At 68.6% G+C, this 17,973-nt stretch carries 19 protein-coding genes and 1 tRNA gene; 13 read left to right on the top strand and 7 right to left on the bottom strand.

Annotation, left to right across the window (positions count from 1 at the left end; all coding sequences use genetic code 11):
• Window positions 1-20 precede the first annotated feature (20 nt).
• Window positions 21-743 carry an N-acyl amino acid synthase FeeM domain-containing protein gene (locus tag DFR39_RS07955; protein ID WP_133603033.1) on the top strand — a complete coding sequence of 241 codons (723 nt, stop codon included), beginning with the start codon at window positions 21-23 and terminating at the stop codon, window positions 741-743.
• Window positions 744-769: 26 nt separating this feature from the next.
• On the opposite strand, the gene DFR39_RS07950 is transcribed toward DFR39_RS07955, so the two are convergent.
• Complete coding sequence (locus DFR39_RS07950) at window positions 770-1,552, bottom strand: IclR family transcriptional regulator (RefSeq protein WP_133603032.1); 783 nt, start codon at window positions 1,550-1,552, stop codon at window positions 770-772.
• A 128-nt stretch (window positions 1,553-1,680) separates the two neighbouring features.
• Between DFR39_RS07950 and DFR39_RS07945 the strand changes: the two genes are divergently transcribed.
• The 10 genes from DFR39_RS07945 to DFR39_RS07900 all read left to right on the top strand — a co-directional run bounded on the left by DFR39_RS07945 (window position 1,681) and on the right by DFR39_RS07900 (window position 11,675).
• Window positions 1,681-2,655: an MBL fold metallo-hydrolase gene (locus tag DFR39_RS07945; RefSeq protein ID WP_133603031.1), complete on the top strand. Its 975-nt coding sequence runs from the start codon at window positions 1,681-1,683 to the stop codon at window positions 2,653-2,655.
• Between the two features lie 11 nt (window positions 2,656-2,666).
• Window positions 2,667-3,206 carry a VOC family protein gene (locus DFR39_RS07940; RefSeq protein ID WP_133603030.1) on the top strand — a complete coding sequence of 180 codons (540 nt, stop codon included), beginning with the start codon at window positions 2,667-2,669 and terminating at the stop codon, window positions 3,204-3,206.
• Window positions 3,207-3,248: 42 nt separating this feature from the next.
• Window positions 3,249-4,832, top strand: coding sequence for an FAD-dependent oxidoreductase (locus DFR39_RS07935; RefSeq protein ID WP_133603029.1), 1,584 nt, complete (start codon window positions 3,249-3,251; stop codon window positions 4,830-4,832).
• A 7-nt stretch (window positions 4,833-4,839) separates the two neighbouring features.
• Entirely contained in the window at window positions 4,840-5,049 is a 210-nt protein-coding gene (locus DFR39_RS07930; protein WP_133603028.1) for a DUF2783 domain-containing protein, read from the top strand.
• Window positions 5,050-5,104: 55 nt separating this feature from the next.
• Window positions 5,105-6,073, top strand: coding sequence for a Bug family tripartite tricarboxylate transporter substrate binding protein (locus tag DFR39_RS07925; protein ID WP_133603027.1), 969 nt, complete (start codon window positions 5,105-5,107; stop codon window positions 6,071-6,073).
• 11 nt (window positions 6,074-6,084) lie between these two features.
• Window positions 6,085-7,401, top strand: coding sequence for a homogentisate 1,2-dioxygenase (gene hmgA, locus DFR39_RS07920; protein WP_133603026.1), 1,317 nt, complete (start codon window positions 6,085-6,087; stop codon window positions 7,399-7,401).
• Window positions 7,398-8,726 carry a fumarylacetoacetase gene (gene fahA / locus DFR39_RS07915; protein ID WP_133603025.1) on the top strand — a complete coding sequence of 443 codons (1,329 nt, stop codon included), beginning with the start codon at window positions 7,398-7,400 and terminating at the stop codon, window positions 8,724-8,726. The genes hmgA and fahA overlap by 4 nt, the downstream gene beginning before the upstream one ends.
• Window positions 8,727-8,746: 20 nt before the next feature.
• A complete protein-coding gene (locus DFR39_RS07910) occupies window positions 8,747-9,622 on the top strand; it encodes a LysR family transcriptional regulator (RefSeq protein ID WP_133603024.1) in 876 nt (291 codons plus the stop codon).
• Window positions 9,623-9,726: 104 nt separating this feature from the next.
• A complete protein-coding gene (locus tag DFR39_RS07905; RefSeq protein ID WP_246030745.1) occupies window positions 9,727-10,707 on the top strand; it encodes a Bug family tripartite tricarboxylate transporter substrate binding protein in 981 nt (326 codons plus the stop codon).
• A 5-nt stretch (window positions 10,708-10,712) separates the two neighbouring features.
• Window positions 10,713-11,675 (top strand): M14 family metallopeptidase, encoded by a 963-nt coding sequence (locus DFR39_RS07900; RefSeq protein ID WP_133603023.1) that lies wholly within the window; start codon window positions 10,713-10,715, stop codon window positions 11,673-11,675.
• 11 nt (window positions 11,676-11,686) lie between these two features.
• Here DFR39_RS07900 and DFR39_RS07895 read toward each other — a convergent pair whose 3' ends face one another.
• The 3 genes from DFR39_RS07895 to egtB are packed head-to-tail and all read right to left on the bottom strand — an operon-like array spanning window position 11,687 to window position 14,224.
• On the bottom strand, window positions 11,687-11,968 hold the full coding sequence (locus DFR39_RS07895; RefSeq protein WP_133603022.1) for a DUF427 domain-containing protein: 282 nt from the start codon (window positions 11,966-11,968) through the stop codon (window positions 11,687-11,689).
• Window positions 11,969-11,997: 29 nt separating this feature from the next.
• The gene (egtD, locus tag DFR39_RS07890; RefSeq protein WP_133603021.1) at window positions 11,998-12,963 is read right to left on the bottom strand and encodes an L-histidine N(alpha)-methyltransferase; all 966 of its coding nucleotides are present in this window, start codon (window positions 12,961-12,963) and stop codon (window positions 11,998-12,000) included.
• Between the two features lie 22 nt (window positions 12,964-12,985).
• Entirely contained in the window at window positions 12,986-14,224 is a 1,239-nt protein-coding gene (egtB, locus tag DFR39_RS07885; RefSeq protein ID WP_133603414.1) for an ergothioneine biosynthesis protein EgtB, read from the bottom strand.
• Window positions 14,225-14,398: 174 nt separating this feature from the next.
• Here egtB and DFR39_RS07880 point away from each other — a divergent pair, with 174 nt between their 5' ends.
• Both DFR39_RS07880 and DFR39_RS07875 read left to right on the top strand, forming a co-directional pair.
• On the top strand, window positions 14,399-15,217 hold the full coding sequence (locus DFR39_RS07880; protein WP_162849457.1) for a helix-turn-helix transcriptional regulator: 819 nt from the start codon (window positions 14,399-14,401) through the stop codon (window positions 15,215-15,217).
• Window positions 15,218-15,334: 117 nt separating this feature from the next.
• Window positions 15,335-16,258, top strand: a complete 924-nt coding sequence (locus tag DFR39_RS07875; protein WP_162849456.1) for a TIGR02285 family protein — start codon at window positions 15,335-15,337, stop codon at window positions 16,256-16,258.
• On the opposite strand, the gene DFR39_RS07870 is transcribed toward DFR39_RS07875, so the two are convergent.
• The 3 genes from DFR39_RS07870 to DFR39_RS07860 all read right to left on the bottom strand — a co-directional run bounded on the left by DFR39_RS07870 (window position 16,245) and on the right by DFR39_RS07860 (window position 17,973).
• Entirely contained in the window at window positions 16,245-16,631 is a 387-nt protein-coding gene (locus DFR39_RS07870) for a VanZ family protein (protein ID WP_133603018.1), read from the bottom strand. The genes DFR39_RS07875 and DFR39_RS07870 overlap by 14 nt on opposite strands.
• A gap of 205 nt (window positions 16,632-16,836) precedes the next feature.
• Window positions 16,837-16,912, bottom strand: a tRNA-Thr gene (locus DFR39_RS07865).
• A gap of 38 nt (window positions 16,913-16,950) precedes the next feature.
• The gene (locus DFR39_RS07860; protein WP_133603017.1) at window positions 16,951-17,973 is read right to left on the bottom strand and encodes a class 1 fructose-bisphosphatase; all 1,023 of its coding nucleotides are present in this window, start codon (window positions 17,971-17,973) and stop codon (window positions 16,951-16,953) included.

Below are 17,973 nucleotides of genomic sequence, written 5' to 3'. Positions count from 1 at the left end.
TTGTCTTTTTCAGGAAGCGCATGCAGCAAGACCTCTTCACACCCGCTTTGCACCGTTCACCGCGTTTGCCGGGGGCAGGTCTTGCCGTTCGACTGGCCCAGGGCCTGCCAGAGCGTGAACGCGCCAGCGTCTTGCTGCAGCAGCGTTACCGCGAGCGTGGTTACGCGGTCGACGCCCAGCAGGCCGAGGCCGATCTGGTGGTGCTGCATGCCGAAGACGAGTTCGGTGAGACCACCGGCACGCTGGGGGTGCGTTTCGACGGCGAGGCCGGGCTCAAGGCCGATCAGGTCTTTCCGGCCGAGATGGCGGAGATCCGGGCGCGCGGGCTCCGCGTCTGCGAGTTCACCCAGCTGGCCCTGCTGGAGGGGCAGGAGGCTTCCGAGTCCCTGCTGGCCGGCCTGTTCCACAGCGCCTATCTGCAGGCCTACCGCCTGCGCGGCGTGCAGTGCGTGGTGATCGAAGTCAATCCGCGCCATGCTGCCTACTACCGCCGCATGCTGGGTTTCGAGCTCTGCGGCAGCCTGCGCGTGTGCCCGCGTGTGGGCGCCCCGGCCGTGCTGATGCGGCTGGACCTGGCTCATGCCGAGCGCCAGATCGCAGCCTTGGCCGGGCGCGGAGCCCAGCGGCCCGCGGGCAGCTCGCGCAGTCTCTACCCCAGCTTCTTCGGCCCCGAGGAGGAGGCCCGCCAGCTGCAGCGCCTGCGCTTGGCTGGTTTCATGAGCCCGGCAGTCGGCCACGCCTGAGGCGGGGCCGCAAGGCCTGCAGCTCCTCAGGCGGGGCGCCAGCCCAGCTGTCTTGAGAGCTCGGCGCCGCTGCGGATCAGGGCCTGGGCTTCGCTGCCCAGCGGGCTCAAGTCCAGGCTGCCGCTGGGGCCGATCAGGGTCAGGCTCAGCACCATGCTTCCCTGTTCGTCAAAGACGGGAGCCGCCAGCGCGCTCACGCCGTCCACCACCGCGTCACGCGCACTGGCCAGTCCCTGCTGCCGGATCTGGCTCAGCTGTGGGCCAAGTTGCTGATCCAGATAGTCCGGCCCCAGCTTCTCCTGAGCCAGCACGGCCAGGATCTGATCGCGTGGCCTGAAGGCCGCAAACAGCCGGCCCGAGGCCGTGCCGGGCAGGCTCATCACCGTGCCGTGGCGCATGCTGATGTGCACCGGGCTGGCCGCTTCGGCCACCCGAACAATGGTGGGGCCGCGATTGCCCCAGACCGCGATGGCCGCCGTATGGCCCAGCTGGGCCGCCAGCGCCTCGATGCGTGGCGTGGCCAGGCGTACCGGGTCGTACTGCTGCAGGCTGATCAGGCCCAGCTGCAGGGCCAGGGGCCCCAGACCATAGCGGCCGCCCTCGGCCTCCTGCTCCACCAGACCCAGCTTGATGAAGCTCACCAGATAGGGGTGGGCCTTGGCCGGCGGCATGCCGGCCTCTCGCGCCAGATCCTTGAGCGCCAGGGGGCGGCCGTGATGGGCCAGGGCGATGAGCAGCTGCCCCCCGACCTCGATGCTTTGAATGCCGCGCGGGCCGCCGCGCTCGGCGGGCGCTGGGAGAGAGTCCATGGATCAGGGTTTCTACTTAAAACAATCAGTTAGACATTAACAAACGCGATGACTAAGATCAAGCCGACAATTCGTCTTAGGCAAATCGATTTGCCTAAAGTTAAATTTTGGAGACAGAAGCCGCCGCCATGAGCCAGACCGCCTCGACCAAGACCTTTGCCTCCCATGCCGATGTGGAGGAGAAGCAGGTCAGCTTTGACCAGCTCTCGCCCCATGCCTGGGCCTACACCGCCGAGGGCGACCCCAACACCGGCATCGTGATCGGCGATGACGCGGTCATGGTGATCGACACCCAGGCCACGCCGGTCATGGCCGAGGACGTGATCCGCCGCATCCGCCAGGTGACGGACAAGCCCATCAAGTACGTGCTGCTGAGCCACTACCACGCGGTGCGGGTGCTGGGCGCCAGCGCCTACCGGCCCGAGCACATCATCGCCAGCCAGGACACCTATGACCTGATCGTCGAGCGCGGCGAGCAGGACAAGGCCAGCGAGATCGGCCGCTTCCCGCGCCTGTTCCGCAATGTCGAATCGGTGCCGCCGGGCCTGACCTGGCCCACCATCACCTTCACCGGCAAGATGACGCTGTGGCTGGGCAAGCTGGAGGTACAGATCCTGCAGCTGGGCCGCGGTCACACCAAGGGCGATACCGTGGTTTGGCTGCCCCAGGACAAGGTGCTGTTCAGCGGCGATCTGGTGGAGTTCGACGCCACACCCTATGCCGGCGACGCCTACTTCCAGGACTGGCCCCAGACCCTGGACAAGATCGCCGCGCTCAAGCCCGAGAAACTGGTGCCCGGCCGCGGCCGCGCCCTGCAGACCCCGGCCGAGGTGGCCGCCGGCCTGGAGGGCACGCGCGCCTTCGTCTCCGAGCTCTATGCCGCCGTCAAGGCGGGCGCTGCGGCCGGCCGTGATCTCAAGACCGTCTACCGCGAAACCTATGAGGCGCTGGCGCCCAAGTACGGCCAGTGGGTGATCTTTGCCCATTGCATGCCTTTTGACGTGACCCGGGCCTATGACGAGGCCACCCAGTTCCCCGACCCCCGCATCTGGACCGCCGAGCGCGATATCGAGATGTGGAAAGCGCTGGAAGACGTGAAGTAAAGGACGCCCCCATGAAGATCGAACGCATTCACCACGTGGCCTACCGCTGCCTCGATGCCAAGACCACGGTCGAGTGGTATCAAAAGCATCTGGGCATGGACTTTGTGCTGGCCATTGCCGAGGACAAGGTGCCCTCCACCAAGGCCGACGACCCCTATATGCACCTCTTCCTGGACGCGGGCCAGGGCAATGTGCTGGCCTTCTTCGAGCTGCCCACCGCCAAGCCCATGGGCCGCGACGAGAACACCCCTGCCTGGGTGCAGCACATCGCCTTCAAGGTGGGCAGCGTGGCCGAGCTGGAGAGCAAGAAGGCCGAGCTGGAGGCCGCCGGCATCGAGGTGATCGGCGTGACCGACCACACCATCTTTAAGAGCATCTACTTCTTCGACCCCAATGGTCATCGCATCGAGCTGGCGGCCGATGTGGGCACACCCGAGATGTACGCCAAGCTCGACGCCTGCAAGTGGGAGATGCTGGAGGAATGGAGCCGTACCAAGCGCGCGCCCAAGCAGGCGGCCTGGATGCACGAGAAGGAATTCCACCCGGCCTGAGCGCCGCTGCGCCCCCGACAACAAGACAAGGAGACAAGCGCAGTGCTCAAGACCTACCGCTTTCCCGAGTACGCCTACCGCCAGCGCGCCGCCCAGCGCGAGGGTCGGGTGGAGCGCCATCCGGTGGTTATCATTGGTGCCGGCCCCGTGGGTCTGACGGCCGCCCTGGACTGTGCAGCCCGTGGCCTGCCGGTGCTGCTGCTGGACGACAACAACAGCGTGAGCCAGGGCTCGCGCGCCGTTTGCTATGCCAAGCGCACGCTGGAGGTCTGGCAGCGTCTGGGCCAGGGCGAGGCACTGGCGGACCAGGGCGTGCGCTGGCAGGTGGGCAAGGTCTTCCATCGCAGCGAGCTGGCCTACCAGTTCGACCTGCTGCCCCAGGCCCATCACCGCATGCCGGCCATGATCAACCTCCAGCAATACCATTTGGAGGAAGCCCTGGTGGCCGCCTGCGAGGCCCAGCCCCTGATCTCGCTGAACTGGAAGCACAAGCTGGTGGCGCTGGAGCAGGGCGCCGAGGGGATCGCGCTCCAGGTCGAGACACCCGACGGCCGCTTCGAGATCCAGGCCGACTACCTGCTGGCCTGCGACGGCGCGGGCAGCGACACCCGCCGCATGCTGGGCCTTGACTTCCAGGGCCAGGTCTTCCAGGACCGCTTCCTGATCGCCGATGTGGTCATGAAAGCGGATTTCCCCACCGAGCGCTGGTTCTGGTTCGACCCGCCCTTCCATCCCAACCAGTCGGTGCTGCTGCACAAGCAGTGCGACGGCGTCTGGCGCATCGACTTCCAGCTGGGTCGCGATGCCGACCCCGCCGAGGAGAAGAAGCCCGAGAAGGTGATCCCGCGCATCCAGGCCATGCTGGGCCCGGAGGTGGAGTTCGAGCTGGAATGGGTCTCGGTCTACCAGTTCGCCTGCCGCCGCCTGCAGCAGTTCCGCCATGGGCGCGTGCTCTTTGTGGGCGACTCGGCGCACCAGGTCTCGCCCTTCGGCGCGCGGGGTGCCAACAGCGGGGTGCAGGATGCCGACAACCTGGGCTGGAAGCTGCAGGCCGTGCTGGAGGGCCGCGCGCCGCCGGCCCTGCTGGACAGCTACCACGCCGAGCGCGCCGCGGCGGCGGACGAGAACATCTTGAACTCCACCCGCGCCACCGACTTCATCAGCCCCAAGAGCCGCGCCTCCCTGCGCTTGCGCAATGCGGTGCTGGAGCTGGCCCGCAGCGAGCCCTTTGCCCGCCCTCTGGTCAACAGCGGCCGGCTCTCCTTGCCCACGCATTACGCCGCCTCGCCGCTGAACACGCCCGACGAGGCGCCGTTCAACAGCGCCATGGCCCCCGGCAGCCCCTGCCTGGATGCGCCCCTGGCCGACGGCGACTGGCTGCTGCGCCATCTGGGCCGCGGCTTCACCCTGCTGAGCTTTGGCGAGCTGCCGCCGCAAGACCTGGCCCCGGCCCTGGTGGTGGGGCTCGACATTGCCGACCCGCAAGGTCTGCTGCGCGAGCGCTATGACGGCCAGCCCGGCACCGTCTACCTGATCCGCCCCGACCAGCATGTGGCCGCGCGCTGGCGCGGCTTCGACCCCGCCAAGGTGGCCGCCGCCCTGCGTCGCGCCCTGGCCCAGGAGTGAGCCTCCCATGCCCCTGATCCGCACGCCCAACATCCCCGACCCCGATGGCTTCTACGAGGCCCTGATCCACGCTCAGCGCGGCCTCAGCGACGAGCAGGCCGACATGTTGCTGACCAAGTTGGTCCTGATACTGGCCAACCAGGTGGGTGATCGCGCCGTGCTGGACGAAGCCCTGGCCCTGGCCCGTGACAACACCTTGCAGGCCGGCGCCGTCTGAGCCCGGCCTGCGCCCCTTCCGACCTCTTTCCGTTCCTGAACCACGAGACTTCACCATGCTGTTCTCCCGCCGCCCTCTGATCCTGGCCCTGCTGAGCGCCGTGGCCGCCCCCGCCGCCCTGGCCGCCTATCCCGACAAGCCCGTGGAATGGGTGGTGCCCTATCCGGCCGGTGGTGGCAGCGATGTGGTGGCCCGCACCCTGGCCGAGGCCATGGGCAAGAGCCTGGGCCAGACCTTTGTGGTCAACAACAAGCCCGGCGCCGCCACCAATATCGGTGCCGACTACGTGGCCAAGGCCAAGGCCGACGGCCAGACCATACTGACCGCCGACACCGCCACCCTGGCCGCCAACCCCTGGCTCTACACCAAGCTCAGCTACAAGGCCGAGCAAGACCTGGCCCCGGTGGGCCTGATCGCCCGCTTCCCCATGCTGCTGGTGGTCAACCCCAGCGTGCCGGCCAAGACCTACAAGGAATTCCTGGCCTGGGCCGCGCGCCAGGACGGCGGCATCAACTACGCCTCGCCCGGCGCCGGCAGCCCGCACCACCTGGCCACCGAGCTGCTGCGCGAGAAGACCAAGCTCAAGCTGACCCATATTCCCTACCGCGGCGCCGCGCCGGCGGTGCAGGATGTGATCGGCGGCCAGGTGCCCTTCATGTTCGTGGACACGGCCGCCGGCTACCCCCACATCATCTCGGGCAAGCTGCGCGCCATCGCCGTGGCCAGCCCGGCCCGCATCAAGACCTTTGCCGAGGTGCCCACCTTTGCCGAGCAGGGCCTGGCCGGCTTCGAGGCCTATGCCTGGCAGGGCCTGACCGTGCCGGCCGGCACGCCCGCTCCGGTGATCGCCACGCTGAACAAGGCCCTGCAGGAGGCGCTGAACAGCACCGCCGTGAAGGCCCGCTTCCAGGTGCTGGGCCTGGAGGCCCTGGGCGGCACGCCCGAGCAGATGCGGGCCTACTGGAAGCAGGAACTGGCAAAGTGGGGCCAGGTCATCAAGGCCGCCAATATCAAACTCGACTGAGCATCTCCCCGATGAGCGAACTCACCTACCAATCGGGCTTCGGCAACGAGCACGCCAGCGAGGCGGTGCCCGGCAGCCTGCCCCTGGGCCGCAACAGCCCGCAGAAGGTGGCCCATGGCCTCTACGCCGAGCTGCTTTCGGGCACGGCCTTCACCGCGCCGCGCGCCGAGAACCTGCGCAGCTGGATGTACCGCCGCCAGCCCTCGGTGGTGGTGGGCGCCTACCAGCCCCTGGCCCAGCCCTGGCTCAAGACCGGCGCCCGCGAGGGCGCGGCCGCGGTGCCGCCGGACCCGCTGCGCTGGGCGCCGCTGGCCCTGCCCGCTGAGGCCGATGGGGCTGATGCGGCGCAGGACTTCATCGAAGGCCTGCGCACCTATGCCGTCAACGGCGACCCCGATGCGCAGACGGGCATGGCCGCCCATATGTACCTGGCCAACCGTTCCATGGAGCGCCGCGCCTTCGTCAATGCCGATGGCGAGCTGTTGATCGTGCCCCAGCAGGGGCGCCTGCGCATCACGACCGAGCTGGGCCTGCTGGACGTCAAGCCCGGCGAGATCGCCCTGATCCCGCGCGGCCTGGCCTTCAAGGTGGCGCTGCCGGACGGCCCCGCGCGCGGCTATGTCTGCGAGAACTACGGCGCCGCCCTGCGCCTGCCGGAGCTGGGGCCCATAGGCTCCAACGGCCTGGCCAATCCGCGCGACTTCCTGGCGCCGGTGGCGGCCTATGAGGACACGCCCGGGGCCTATGAGATCGTCAAGAAGTTCGGTGGCCGACTCTGGACCGCGCAGCAGGGCCACACGCCCTTCAATGTGGTGGCTTGGCACGGCAATCTCGCGCCCTACAAGTACGACACGGCGCACTTCATGACCATCGGCTCGATCAGCTTCGACCATCCGGACCCCAGCATCTTCACGGTGCTGACCAGCCCCTCGGACACGCCGGGCTGGGCCAATGTGGACTTCGTGATCTTCCCGCCGCGCTGGATGGTGGCCGAGGACACCTTCCGTCCGCCCTGGTACCACCGCAATGTGATGAGCGAGTTCATGGGCCTGGTGCTGGGCCAGTACGACGCCAAGCCCGAGGGCTTCAAGCCCGGCGGCGCCAGCCTGCACAATGCCATGGTGCCGCACGGCCCCGATACCGAGGCCTTTGCCAAGGCCAGCGCGGCCGAGCTCAAGCCCCACAAGCTGGACCACACCCTGGCCTTCATGTTCGAGACCCGCTGGCGCCTGCTGCCCACCGAGTTCGCGCTCAAGGACAGCGGCGCGCTGGAAACCCACTACGCCGACTGCTGGCGTGATCTGCAAGATCAATTCAAGACACCATGACTGCTTTCTCCGATCTCGACCACACCCATGACCCGGCCGCCCAGAGCTGGGTGGCCTCGGCCAACGAGGCGGGCACCGATTTCCCGATCCAGAACCTGCCCTACGGCCTGTTCGTGCGCGCCGGTCGCAACGAGAGCCCGCGCGTGGGCGTGGCCATTGGCGACCAGGTGCTGGACCTGCGTGCCGCGGCGGCCGCCGGCCGCTGGAGCAGCGCCGAGCAGGTGGCACTCCAGCCCCTCGCCCAGGGCGATCTGAATGCCTTCATGGCCTTGCCGGCGGCCCAGCGCCGCGCGCTGCGTCAGGCCCTGTTCGCGGCCCTGCTGGTGGGCAGCAAGCAGGAGGGCGCTTTGCGCGCCTGCCTGCTGGCGCAGAGCGAGGCGCAGATGCTGGTGCCCTGCCGCATCGGTGACTACACCGACTTCTACACCGGCATCCACCACGCCACCACGGTGGGCAAGCTCTTCCGCCCGGACAACCCCCTGCTGCCCAACTACAAATGGGTGCCCATCGGCTACCACGGCCGCAGCTCCTCCATCGGCGTGAGCGGCCAGGATGTGCGCCGCCCCCTGGGCCAGCTGATGCCGCCGGGCGCCACCGCGCCCGAGCGCGCGCCGTGTAAGCGCCTGGACTATGAGCTGGAGCTGGGCGTGTTCGTGGCCGGTGGCAATGCCCTGGGCGCGACCATTCCCATGGAGCGCGCCGACGAGCATCTCTTCGGCCTGACCCTGCTCAACGACTGGTCGGCCCGCGATGTGCAGGCCTGGGAGTACCAGCCCCTGGGCCCCTTCCTGGCCAAGAACTTCGCCACCACCATCTCGCCCTGGATCGTCACGGCCGAGGCCCTGGAGCCCTTCCGCTGCGCCTTCGCGCACCCCGAGCAGGATCCCCAGCCGCTGCCCTATCTGGACTCCGAAAAGAACCGCGCCGCCGGTGGCTATGCCATTGAGCTGGAGGTCTGGCTGCAGACCGAGCAGATGCGCGCGGCCGGCCAGGCCCCGACCCGCCTGATGCGCAGCAACTTCGGCGAGTCCGCCTACTGGACCCTGGCCCAGATGCTGGTGCACCACGCCAGCAATGGCTGCAATCTGCAGCCCGGCGATCTGCTGGGCACCGGCACCCAGAGCGGCGCCAAGCCGGAGGAGGGCGGTTCGCTGCTGGAGCTGTCCCTGGGCGGCAAGCAGGCCCTGAGCCTGCCCAATGGCGAGACGCGCACCTTCCTGCAGGATGGCGACACCGTGATCCTGCGCGGCTTTGCCGCCAAGGACGGCGCGCGCCGCATCGGCTTCGGCGACTGCGCGGCCACGGTGCTGCCGGCCCGGGTCTGAGCCGCGCCGGGGCCGCTGGCGTGCAGCTCAAGTGGCTGGCCGATCTGCAGGCCGTGGTGGACGGCGGCAGCTTCAAGGCCGCCGCCGAGTTGCGCCATGTGACGGCCCCCGCCTTCGGCCGCCGGCTCAAGGCCCTGGAGCAATGGGTCGGCGTGCCCCTGTTCGAGCCCGGCAGCCAGCCCCCGCGCCTTTCGGCCGCGGGTCAGCGCCTGTGCGAGCAGGGCCGCGCCACCACCCGCGAGCTGGAGCTGCTGCGCCACGAGCTGGTGGCCGGTGTGGCGGGCGACTCCCTGGTGCGCCTGGTGACCGGTCGCACCCTGGCGCATAGCGTGGTGGCGGATGCCCTGGCGCCCCTGATGCGCCGCCCCGATGCGCCCCAGGTGCAGGTGATGACGCGCCTGATGAACGAGGCCAGTGAGATGCTGGAGCGCGGCGAGGTGGACATCCTGCTGAGCTACCACCACCCGGCGCTGACCCTCAAGCTGGACGGTCGCCGCTACCTGCAGGCCCGCGGCGCCGACGACCGCCTGGTGCCCGTGCTGCACGGCCACGCCGGCAAGGCGCCGCCGCGCCTCCTGGCCTATGACCCCGGCCAGGCCCTGGGGCGGCTGCTGGACGATCATCTGGCGCATCTGCGCGAGCTGCCGCCCCTGGCCCTGGCCATGCGCTGCGACTCGGTGGACTCGCTGCGCGAGTACGCCATGCGCGGCATGGGCCTGGCCTGGCTGCCCCTGTCCATGGTGGCGGCCGATCTGCGTGCGGGCACCCTCAGCGTTTGGGGCGAGCCGGCCTGGCAGATCCCCTTTGAGACCCGTCTGTTCCGGCGCAAGAAGCCGCCCAGCCCCGCGCTGAGCCGGGTCTGGGACGCCCTGCTGGCCCATAGCCGACGCGCCTGAGGACGCTTGCCCGCAAGGCAATCGAAATTGCCGAATCGGCAATCACCGCCCCCGGCCGGGCTCGCAAGATGGTGGCTGCCTATCAACCATCGCAGCCCCTCGCCATGACGATGAACACCTTGCTCGGCGCTTTGGTCGCCGCCACGCTCAGCCTCTTCGGCAGCGCCGCATTGGCGCAGTCCGACAGCTTTCCGGGCAAGAAGCCCATTTCCCTGGTCGTGGGCTATGCGGCCGGCGGCAGCGTGGACCTGGTGGCCCGCACCGTGGCCCCCGAGCTGGCCAAGCGCCTGGGCCAGCAGGTCATCGTGGAGAACGCGGCCGGCGCCGGCGGCACCCTGGGCGCGCTCAAGGTGGTGAATGCGCCCGCCGACGGCCACACCCTGCTGCTGGGCTCCACCAGCGAGGTGGGCATCAATGCGCTCACCGCCAAGAAGCCGCGCTACAACGCCCTCAATGATCTGGCCCCGGTTGGCATGATCGGTAACCAGCCCCTGGTGCTGGTCACCACTCCCCGCACGCCGCTGGCCAGTGCCGCGGCCTTCAAGGACTTTGTGGCCGCGCGCCCCGGCAAGCTCAGCTACGCCAGCTCGGGCATCGGCACCCCCCTGCATCTGGCCGGCGAGCTGCTCAAGCATGAGGCGCAGCTCTTCATGCTGCACATTCCCTATCGCGGCGCCGCGCCCATGGTGACCGACCTGCTGGGCGGCCAGGTGGACTTTGCCGTCTTCGTGCTCTCCAGCGCCCTGCCGCATATCCAGGAAGGGCGCATGCAGGCCATTGGCGTGACCACGGCCAAGCGCTCGCCGGCGGCGCCCAATATCCCGGCCCTGGCCGAGACCAAGGCCTTTGCCGGTGTGGACATCGGCGTCTGGTTTGGCCTCTTCGCCCCGGCCAAGACCCCAGCGCCCATCCAGGCCCAGCTGCAGAAGGAGCTGCGCGAGGTGCTGCGCCAGCCCGAGGTGGTGGCCAAGCTGCAGACCGCGGGCCTGACCCTGACGCCCGATCTGGATGGCCGCAAGTTCGTGCGCAGCGAGATCGATCGATTTGCGAAGATCGTGCAGTTCGCCAAGATCGAGACCGACTGAAGACCATGGACCTGAACAGCACTTTGCAAAAGCCCGAGCTGGGCCCCTGGCGCGCCGGCAATACCGGCACCGAGGGCGTGTGGCGCTTCGACAGCGGCCAGCCGGGGCGGCATCTGATGATCTCGGCCCTGGTGCATGGCAATGAGCTCTGCGGCGCCTGGGCCTTGCTGGGCCTGCTGGAGCGGGGCCTGCGCCCGGCGCGCGGCAGCCTCACCCTGGCCTTCTGCAATCTGGAGGCCTTTGACCGCTTCGACCCGGCCCAGCACGACGCGGCCCGCTTCGTGGACGAGGACCTGAACCGGCAATGGTCCGAGGCCCGTCTGAGCGAGCCCACCAGCCGTGAGCGCCGCCGTGCCGCGGTCCTGCGGCCCTTTGTGGAGGCGGCCGACTGGCTGCTGGACCTGCACTCCATGCATGAGCGCTCCGCGCCCCTGCTGCTCACCGGCGTGCAGCCGCGTAATCTGGCCCTTGCCCGCAGCCTGAACGGTGAGGCGGCCATCGTGATCGATGCCGGCCACGCCGACGGGGTGCGCATGCGGGACTTCGGCCGTTTTGGTCTGGCGGACGATCAGTCGCCCGAGAGCCGTTCCCTGCTGCTGGAGTGCGGCTACCACCTGGAGCCCCGGGCCCGCGACGTGGCCCAGGACTATTGCGTGCGCCTGCTGGAGGCGGCCGGCGTGGTGGATGCGTCCGAGCTGGGCCGCCTGCTGCCGGGCTGGCGCCGGCCCGACGCCAGCCAGCCCGCCCCTGCCCTGCGTGTGCGCGCGGCCGTGGTGGCGCGCAGCGAGCGCTTTCGCTTCCACAGCGCCTTCAGCGGCCTGGAGTGCATTGCCCAGGCCGGCACGGTGATCGGCGACAACGAGGGCGAGCCGGTGGTGACGCCTTTCGACGACTGCGTGCTGGTCATGCCCTCCACGCGCCAGGCGCGCGCGGGCGTGACCGTGGTGCGCCTGGCCGAGCGCGCCTGATCGCGGCGGGCTCAGTCCAGGATCTGTACGCCCTTCCAGAAGGCCACGCGGTCCTTCACCGCCTCGGCACCCGGCTTGGGATCGGGGTAGTACCAGACCGCGTCGGGATTGAGTTCGCCCTGGACCAGCAGGGAGAGGTAGTGCGCCTCGCCCTTCCAGGGGCACATGGTCTTGTGGTTGCTGAAGCTGGTGAACTCCCGCTTGAGCGTGCTGGCCGGGAAGTAGTGGTTGCCCTCCACCAGGGTGGTGTCATCGCTCTCGGCGATCACGGTGTGGTTCCAGACGGCTTTCATGCGGCTTCCTCTGTGGGTGACGGCAGCGATTATGCGGCGGGGGCCTGCAGCCAGAGCAGGGCGAACCACTCGCGCGCGTCCTGCCAAACCGGCCCGGCTTTGAAACCCGCCCGGGCCGCCAGGGTCTGAAAGCCGGCCACGCTGAACTTGTGCGAGTGCTCGGTGTGAAGGGTTTCGCCGTCCTCAAACTCGTAGACGCGCTGATCCAGCCGTATCTGCTGCCGGCCACGGCTCTGCAGATGCATCTCGATGCGCTGCAAGGGTGCGTTGTAGAAGGCGCTGTGGGCAAAGCCGGCCGGGTCCAGCTCGGCGCCCAGCTCGCGCTGCGCCCGTGCCAGCACATTGAGGTTGAAGGCCGCGGTCACACCCTGGGCGTCGTTGTAGGCCGCGTGCAGCACGGCCGGGTCCTTGACCAGGTCCACGCCGATCAGCAGGGCGCCCCCGCGCAACTCCTGGGCCGCCATGCGCAGAAACTCCAGGGCCTGGTCCGGCGAGAAATTGCCGATGCTGGAGCCGGGGAAGAAGCCCACGCGCTGACCCCGCTGTGGCCGGGCCGGCAGATCGTGGGGCCGGGTGAAGTCCGCCACCACGGGCTGGATGGCCAGGCTTGCATGCTCGGCCTGCAGGGCGCGGCAGGCCGCCAACAGATGCGGGCCCGAGATGTCCACCGGCACAAAGCTGTGCGGCGCGGACAGGGCGTCCAGCAGCAGGCGCACCTTGCGCAGGGCGCCGGCGCCGTACTCGATCAGCTGAACTGCCTCGCCCATCAGGGCTGCCATCTCGGCCGCGTGGCTGCGCAGCAGGGCGAGCTCGGTGCGGGTGGGGTAGTACTCGGGCAGCTCGCAGATGCGCTCGAACAGGGCCGAGCCGGCGTCGTCATAGAAATACTTGGGCGAGATGCTTCGCGGGCGCTGGCGCAGCGCGGCATGCAGATCATGGGCATATCCTTCCAGCGGCACGGCGTGCAGCCAGGGTGCGGCATGGGGCAAGGGCATGGTCGTTCTCCTGGTACTGGGCTCAGACGAGGGGATCGCGGGCCAGACGCAGGCCCGAGAACTGCCAGCGCGCGGCCGGCGGAAAGAAGTTGCGGTAGCTCGGGCGCGCATGGCCCGGCGGCGTGGCCAGGCTGGCGCCGCGCAGCACCAACTGGCCCACCATGAACTTGCCGTTGTATTCGGCAGCGGCGCCGGCCAGGGGCTTGAAGCCGGGGTAGGGGTGGTAGGCCGAGCGGGTCCATTGCCAGGCCGCGTCGTAGAGCTGTTCCAGACCGGTCAGCTCGCGGGCGGCGAGCTCCCACTCGAACTCGCTGGGCAGGCGGGCGCCGGCCCATTCTGCATAGGCCGCGGCCTCGTAGAAGCTCAGGCCCAGCACCGGGGCCTCGCGTCTAAGCGCCTGCACGCCGCGCAGGCCCAGGCGTTGCCAGTGCCCGGCCGGGCGGCGCGGGTCGTCCGGCGCCAGCCAGTAGGCCGGCGCCTGCCAGCCCTCGGCCTGCACCCGGGCCCAGCCGTCCGAGAGCCAGAGCTCGGGCCGGCGGTAGCCGCCGTCCTGGATGAAGTCCAGGTACTCTCCCTGGTTCACCAGGCGGCTGGCCATCTCGAAGGGCGCCAGCAGCACCGTGTGGCGCGGGCCCTCGTTGTCAAAGGCAAAACCTGGCCCCGCATGGCCGATCTGTGCGGCACCGCCGGCATGCGCCAGCCAGCGCAGCGCGCCGCCGTCGGGCGCTTCGGGCGCGGCCTCGGCATAGGCGGGCAGCAGCGGGTTGCAGGAGAAGGCGTGCAGGATGTCGGTGAGCAGCAGCTCCTGGTGCTGCTGCTCGTGCTGCAGGCCTAGCTCCAGCAAGGGCGCGGCGCGGGCCCAGCTGTCGGTATCGGCCTGCTCGATCAGGCGCAGCATGGCCGCGTCCACATGGGCGCGGTAGGCGCGCACCTCGTCCAGCGAAGGGCGGCTCAGCAGGCCGCGCTGGGGTCGCGGGTGGCGCGGCCCCAAGGCCTCGTAATAGGAGTTGAATAGGTAGAAGAAGCGCTCGTCAAAGGCCTGGTAGTCCGGCAGCAGTGGGCGCAGCAGCAGGGCCTCGAAGAACCAGCTGGTGTGCGCCTGATGCCATTTGGCGGGGCTGGCGTCCGGCATGGACTGCAGGGCCTGGTCTTCGGCGCTGAGCGGCGCGGCCAGGTCCAGGGTGTGAGCCCTTACGGCGGGGTACCGGGCAAGGGCTACGGCACGTGTGGCGTCACCCGCGGGGCTGGCGAAAGCGGGCATCTCATTCATGGGCATCTCCCGGTGCTTGCGAGCAGGCCGAGCCTAGCGCGCCAAGATGACCAGCAATGGCAGTAAGCCGCTGCGCGAGCGGTTCTTCCCATTTGGGCTGCGCTGCTTGAGGGCATGATACGGGTTGACATGGCGTCGTCATCGCTCGGCCCTAGGCTTGAGACTATGAGCGCTGTGCACCATGATCCGAGCGTTGCGCCGAGCGCTCCGGACCACGAAGATCTTTACGGTTCCACCCTGCTCAGCCTGCAGCAAGTACGGGACTTGGTCCGCACCGTGGAAGGGGCGTTGGCGCTGCGCCATGCCGCCCAGTTCTTTGTGTGGACGCAGGGCGGGTTGCAGCAGTTGCTGCCGCATCAGCTGCTGCTGTGCGGCGCTTACCACCGCGCGAGCCGGGAGCTGCGTTTCGAGGTTTTCAACAATGCGCCCGTCCCGCAGGGCCTGGACTTGGCCCTGTGTGCTCCAGGCTCCGCGCTGAGCCGCAGGCTGCAGGCGGAGTGGCTGGCTCACGGCGAAGGGCGCCCATTGCTGATGTCGGCGGCGGAGCTTGGGCTGACGGGCTATGCCCAGCTATTGATTCATGGCGTCTCGCGGCCTCAGCGACCCAGCGAGATCGAGAGTTTTTTTGCCTTGGCCCATGCTGAGTCCCTGTACGGACCGCGCCAGGCCGTGCTGCTGGAGCTGTTGATGCCGCAGCTTCACGCGGGCTGGCTGCGAGTGCAATCGGCCGAGTCGCGAAGCAGCCCCCCGCAAAACGCTCATTCCGTGCCAGCGGGCGAGCTCACTGCCAGGGAGTGCCAGGTCTTGCAGGGGCTGCGGCAAGGGCACAGCAACCAGGAGATTGCGCAGACGCTGGACATCAGCGCGCTCACGGTCAAGAACCATGTGCAGCGCATTCTGCGCAAGCTCGGGGCCAGCAACCGCGCGCATGCCGTGGCGCGAGCCCAGGTCAGCTTGCCCTGGCTCAATGAGGAGCGAGGCTGAGCGAGACGGCCCGCCGATCGCGGTAGCGCCGGCCTTAGACTCACGGGCCTGCTCGAGCATGGTCCGAACGCTCGGCTTTCCTTGGGGTTCCGCGTCTTGTCCACTTCCTTGGCTTCCGTGCATCGACTGCTTGCCCTGATCCCGGCCCTGTGCCTGCTATTCGCTGCGTTGCAGCCCGATCGGGCGCAGGCCCAGCTGAGCACGGCCTTGCCCGAGCGCGTGATCACCTGGAACCTGGTGGACTGGCCGCCCTTTTACTTGCTCAGCGATGGCCAGCCCCCGGCCAGTATGGAAGCGCTGGGAGAGGGCGTGATCGACGGCTTCTTGCGCCGCGTGCTGCAGCGCTTGCCGCAGTATGAGCACCGGTTTGTCATGCTGACGGGGGCCCGTGCGGAGCTGGAGCGCAAGGCGGGCTTGGGTCTGTGCTCGGCCAGTTCCATGCGCACACCCGAACGTCTGCAGGACCGCTACTTCACGCCGGCCATGCCGACGGTGCAGCAACATCTGGTCATGCAGCGCTCACGCGTGGCCGCGCTGGACCTGCCCACCGCCGGGGTTTCGCTGCGCACGCTGTTCCGCCAGGCCCCGGAGCTGCAGGGTCTGATCCTGAGCAAGCGCCATTACGGGCCGGAACTCGAACCTTTGCTGCGCCAAGCCCCCAATGTCCGCGCCATCGCGGCCCCCAAGGCCGGCAATCTGCTGAACATGCTGGAGGCCGGTCGCATGGACTTCAGCCTGGAGTACCCCATGGTGCTGGCCCATCATCTGGCCCAGCAGCGGCCGGGCCGTGAGGCCCCCCTGGTGAGCCTGCCCATCGTGGAGGCGGGCGAGCCGCCGGTGGGCTATTTCTCGTGCAACCGCAATGCCTGGGGTCGGGCCGTGATGGCGGACCTGGACAAGGCCTTGCGCGAGGTGGCGGCCCAGCCCGAGGTGGCGCGCTTGTACGAGCGCTGGCTCACCCCCTCGGAGGCAGCGCGTGAACGGCCGCGCATGGAGCGCTTCTTTGCCGCCCGGGCGCGCGGCGGCGTCAAGATCGAGTGAGCGGCAGCCGCAGCAGGCGGCTCAGGGCGGCAGCAAGGAGCAGGCCCAGGGCAATGCCCAGGCTGTCGGCCAGCACATCGGCGGCATCGGCGCTGCGCGGCGGCAGCTGGGCCTGCAGCAGCTCGATCAGCACGCCATAGCCCAGCAGGGCCAGGGGCGCGAGCAGCCAGCGACCGCGGGCATGGCCCGCGCCATAGAAGGCGCAAAAAGCCAGGCAGCCGAAGGCGGCCAGATGGTTGAGCTTGTCCCAGCCACTGTCCAGGGTCTTGGGCGGGGCCGGGGACAGGGCCAGATAGCTGATCACCAGCAGCAGCAGGATCAGCAGCGCATGCCAGAGTCGGCGCGCCAGCAACAGGTCTTTGAGGGATTTCATGGCATCTCCGGCGCGCATCATAGTCAGGGCGTCGTGACGGTTCTTCCTGCCAACAAACCCCCAGTCCGCTCAGGAGCCTATGCCTTTGATGACGCGCGTTCTGCCGGATCCTCTCGGGAGGTCTGCGATTCCTTGCTGATGGCGATACGGCCACCCGGAAAGCACAAGGGGTTGGCGCCTTGCGGTGCCAACCCCTTGATTTCATTGGTGCCGGTGAGAGGAGTCGAACCCCCGACCTTCGCATTACGAATGCGCTGCTCTACCAACTGAGCTACACCGGCGTGAGCCCGCGATTATAGTGGGCTGCAAGGGGGTGAAGTCAAGCCTGCTTGTCGGCTTCCAGGTGGTAACAGGTCACGCGCTCCACCTCGTTCTTGGAGCCCAGCACCACGGCCACGCGCTCGTGCAGCTTGGTGGGCTGCAGGTCCAGGATGCGCTGGCGGCCATTGGTCACCATGCCGCCGGCCTGCTCGACCAGAAAGCCCATGGGATTGGCCTCGTACATCAGGCGCAGCTTGCCGGCCTTCTCGGGCTCGCGCTTGTCCCAGGGGTACATGAAGATGCCGCCACGGGTCAGGATGCGATGCACATCGGCCACCATGGAGGCGATCCAGCGCATATTGAAGTCCTTTCCGCGCGGGCCTTCCTTGCCGGCCAGGCATTCGTCGATATAGCGCTTCACCGGGGCGTCCCAATGGCGCATATTCGACATATTGATGGCGAACTCCTTGGTGTCTGCCGGGATCTGCACGTTCTCCTGCGTCAGCACCCAGGAGCCCTGCTCGCGGTCCAGGGTGAACATGGCCACGCCATCGCCCACGGTGAGCACCAGGGTAGTCTGCGGGCCGTAGATGCAGTAGCCGGCCGCGGCCTGCTGCTTGCCGGGCTGCAGGAAGTCCTCCTCGCTGATGCCGCGCTGGTTGTTGACCTTGCGCAGCACCGAGAAGATGGTGCCGATGGAGACGTTGACGTCGATATTGGAGGAGCCGTCGAGCGGGTCGAACAGCAGCAGGTACTCGCCCTGCGGGTAGCGGTTGGGCACCACATGGATGCTGTCCATCTCCTCGCTGCCCATGGCGGCCAGGTGGCCGCCCCACTCATTGGCCTCGATCAGCACCTCGTTGGCGATGATGTCCAGCTTCTTCTGGACCTCGCCCTGCACGTTCTCCGAGCCGGCCGTTCCCAGCACATCGCCGAGCTCGCCCTTGTTGACCTGGATGGCGATGCGCTTGCAGGCGCGGGCCACCACCTCGATCAAGAGGCGCAGCTGGCCGGGGATGTGGCCGTGTTCGCGCTGCTGCTCGACAAGGTACTGGGTCAGGCTGATGCGTTTGCTGCTCAT

It is taken from the genome of Roseateles asaccharophilus, assembly GCF_004362405.1.
Classification (GTDB): Bacteria; Pseudomonadota; Gammaproteobacteria; order Burkholderiales; family Burkholderiaceae_C; genus Kinneretia; species Kinneretia asaccharophila.
The sequence above is the reverse complement of the archived record's forward strand: the minus strand, read 5'-3'. Positions and strand labels throughout refer to the sequence as shown.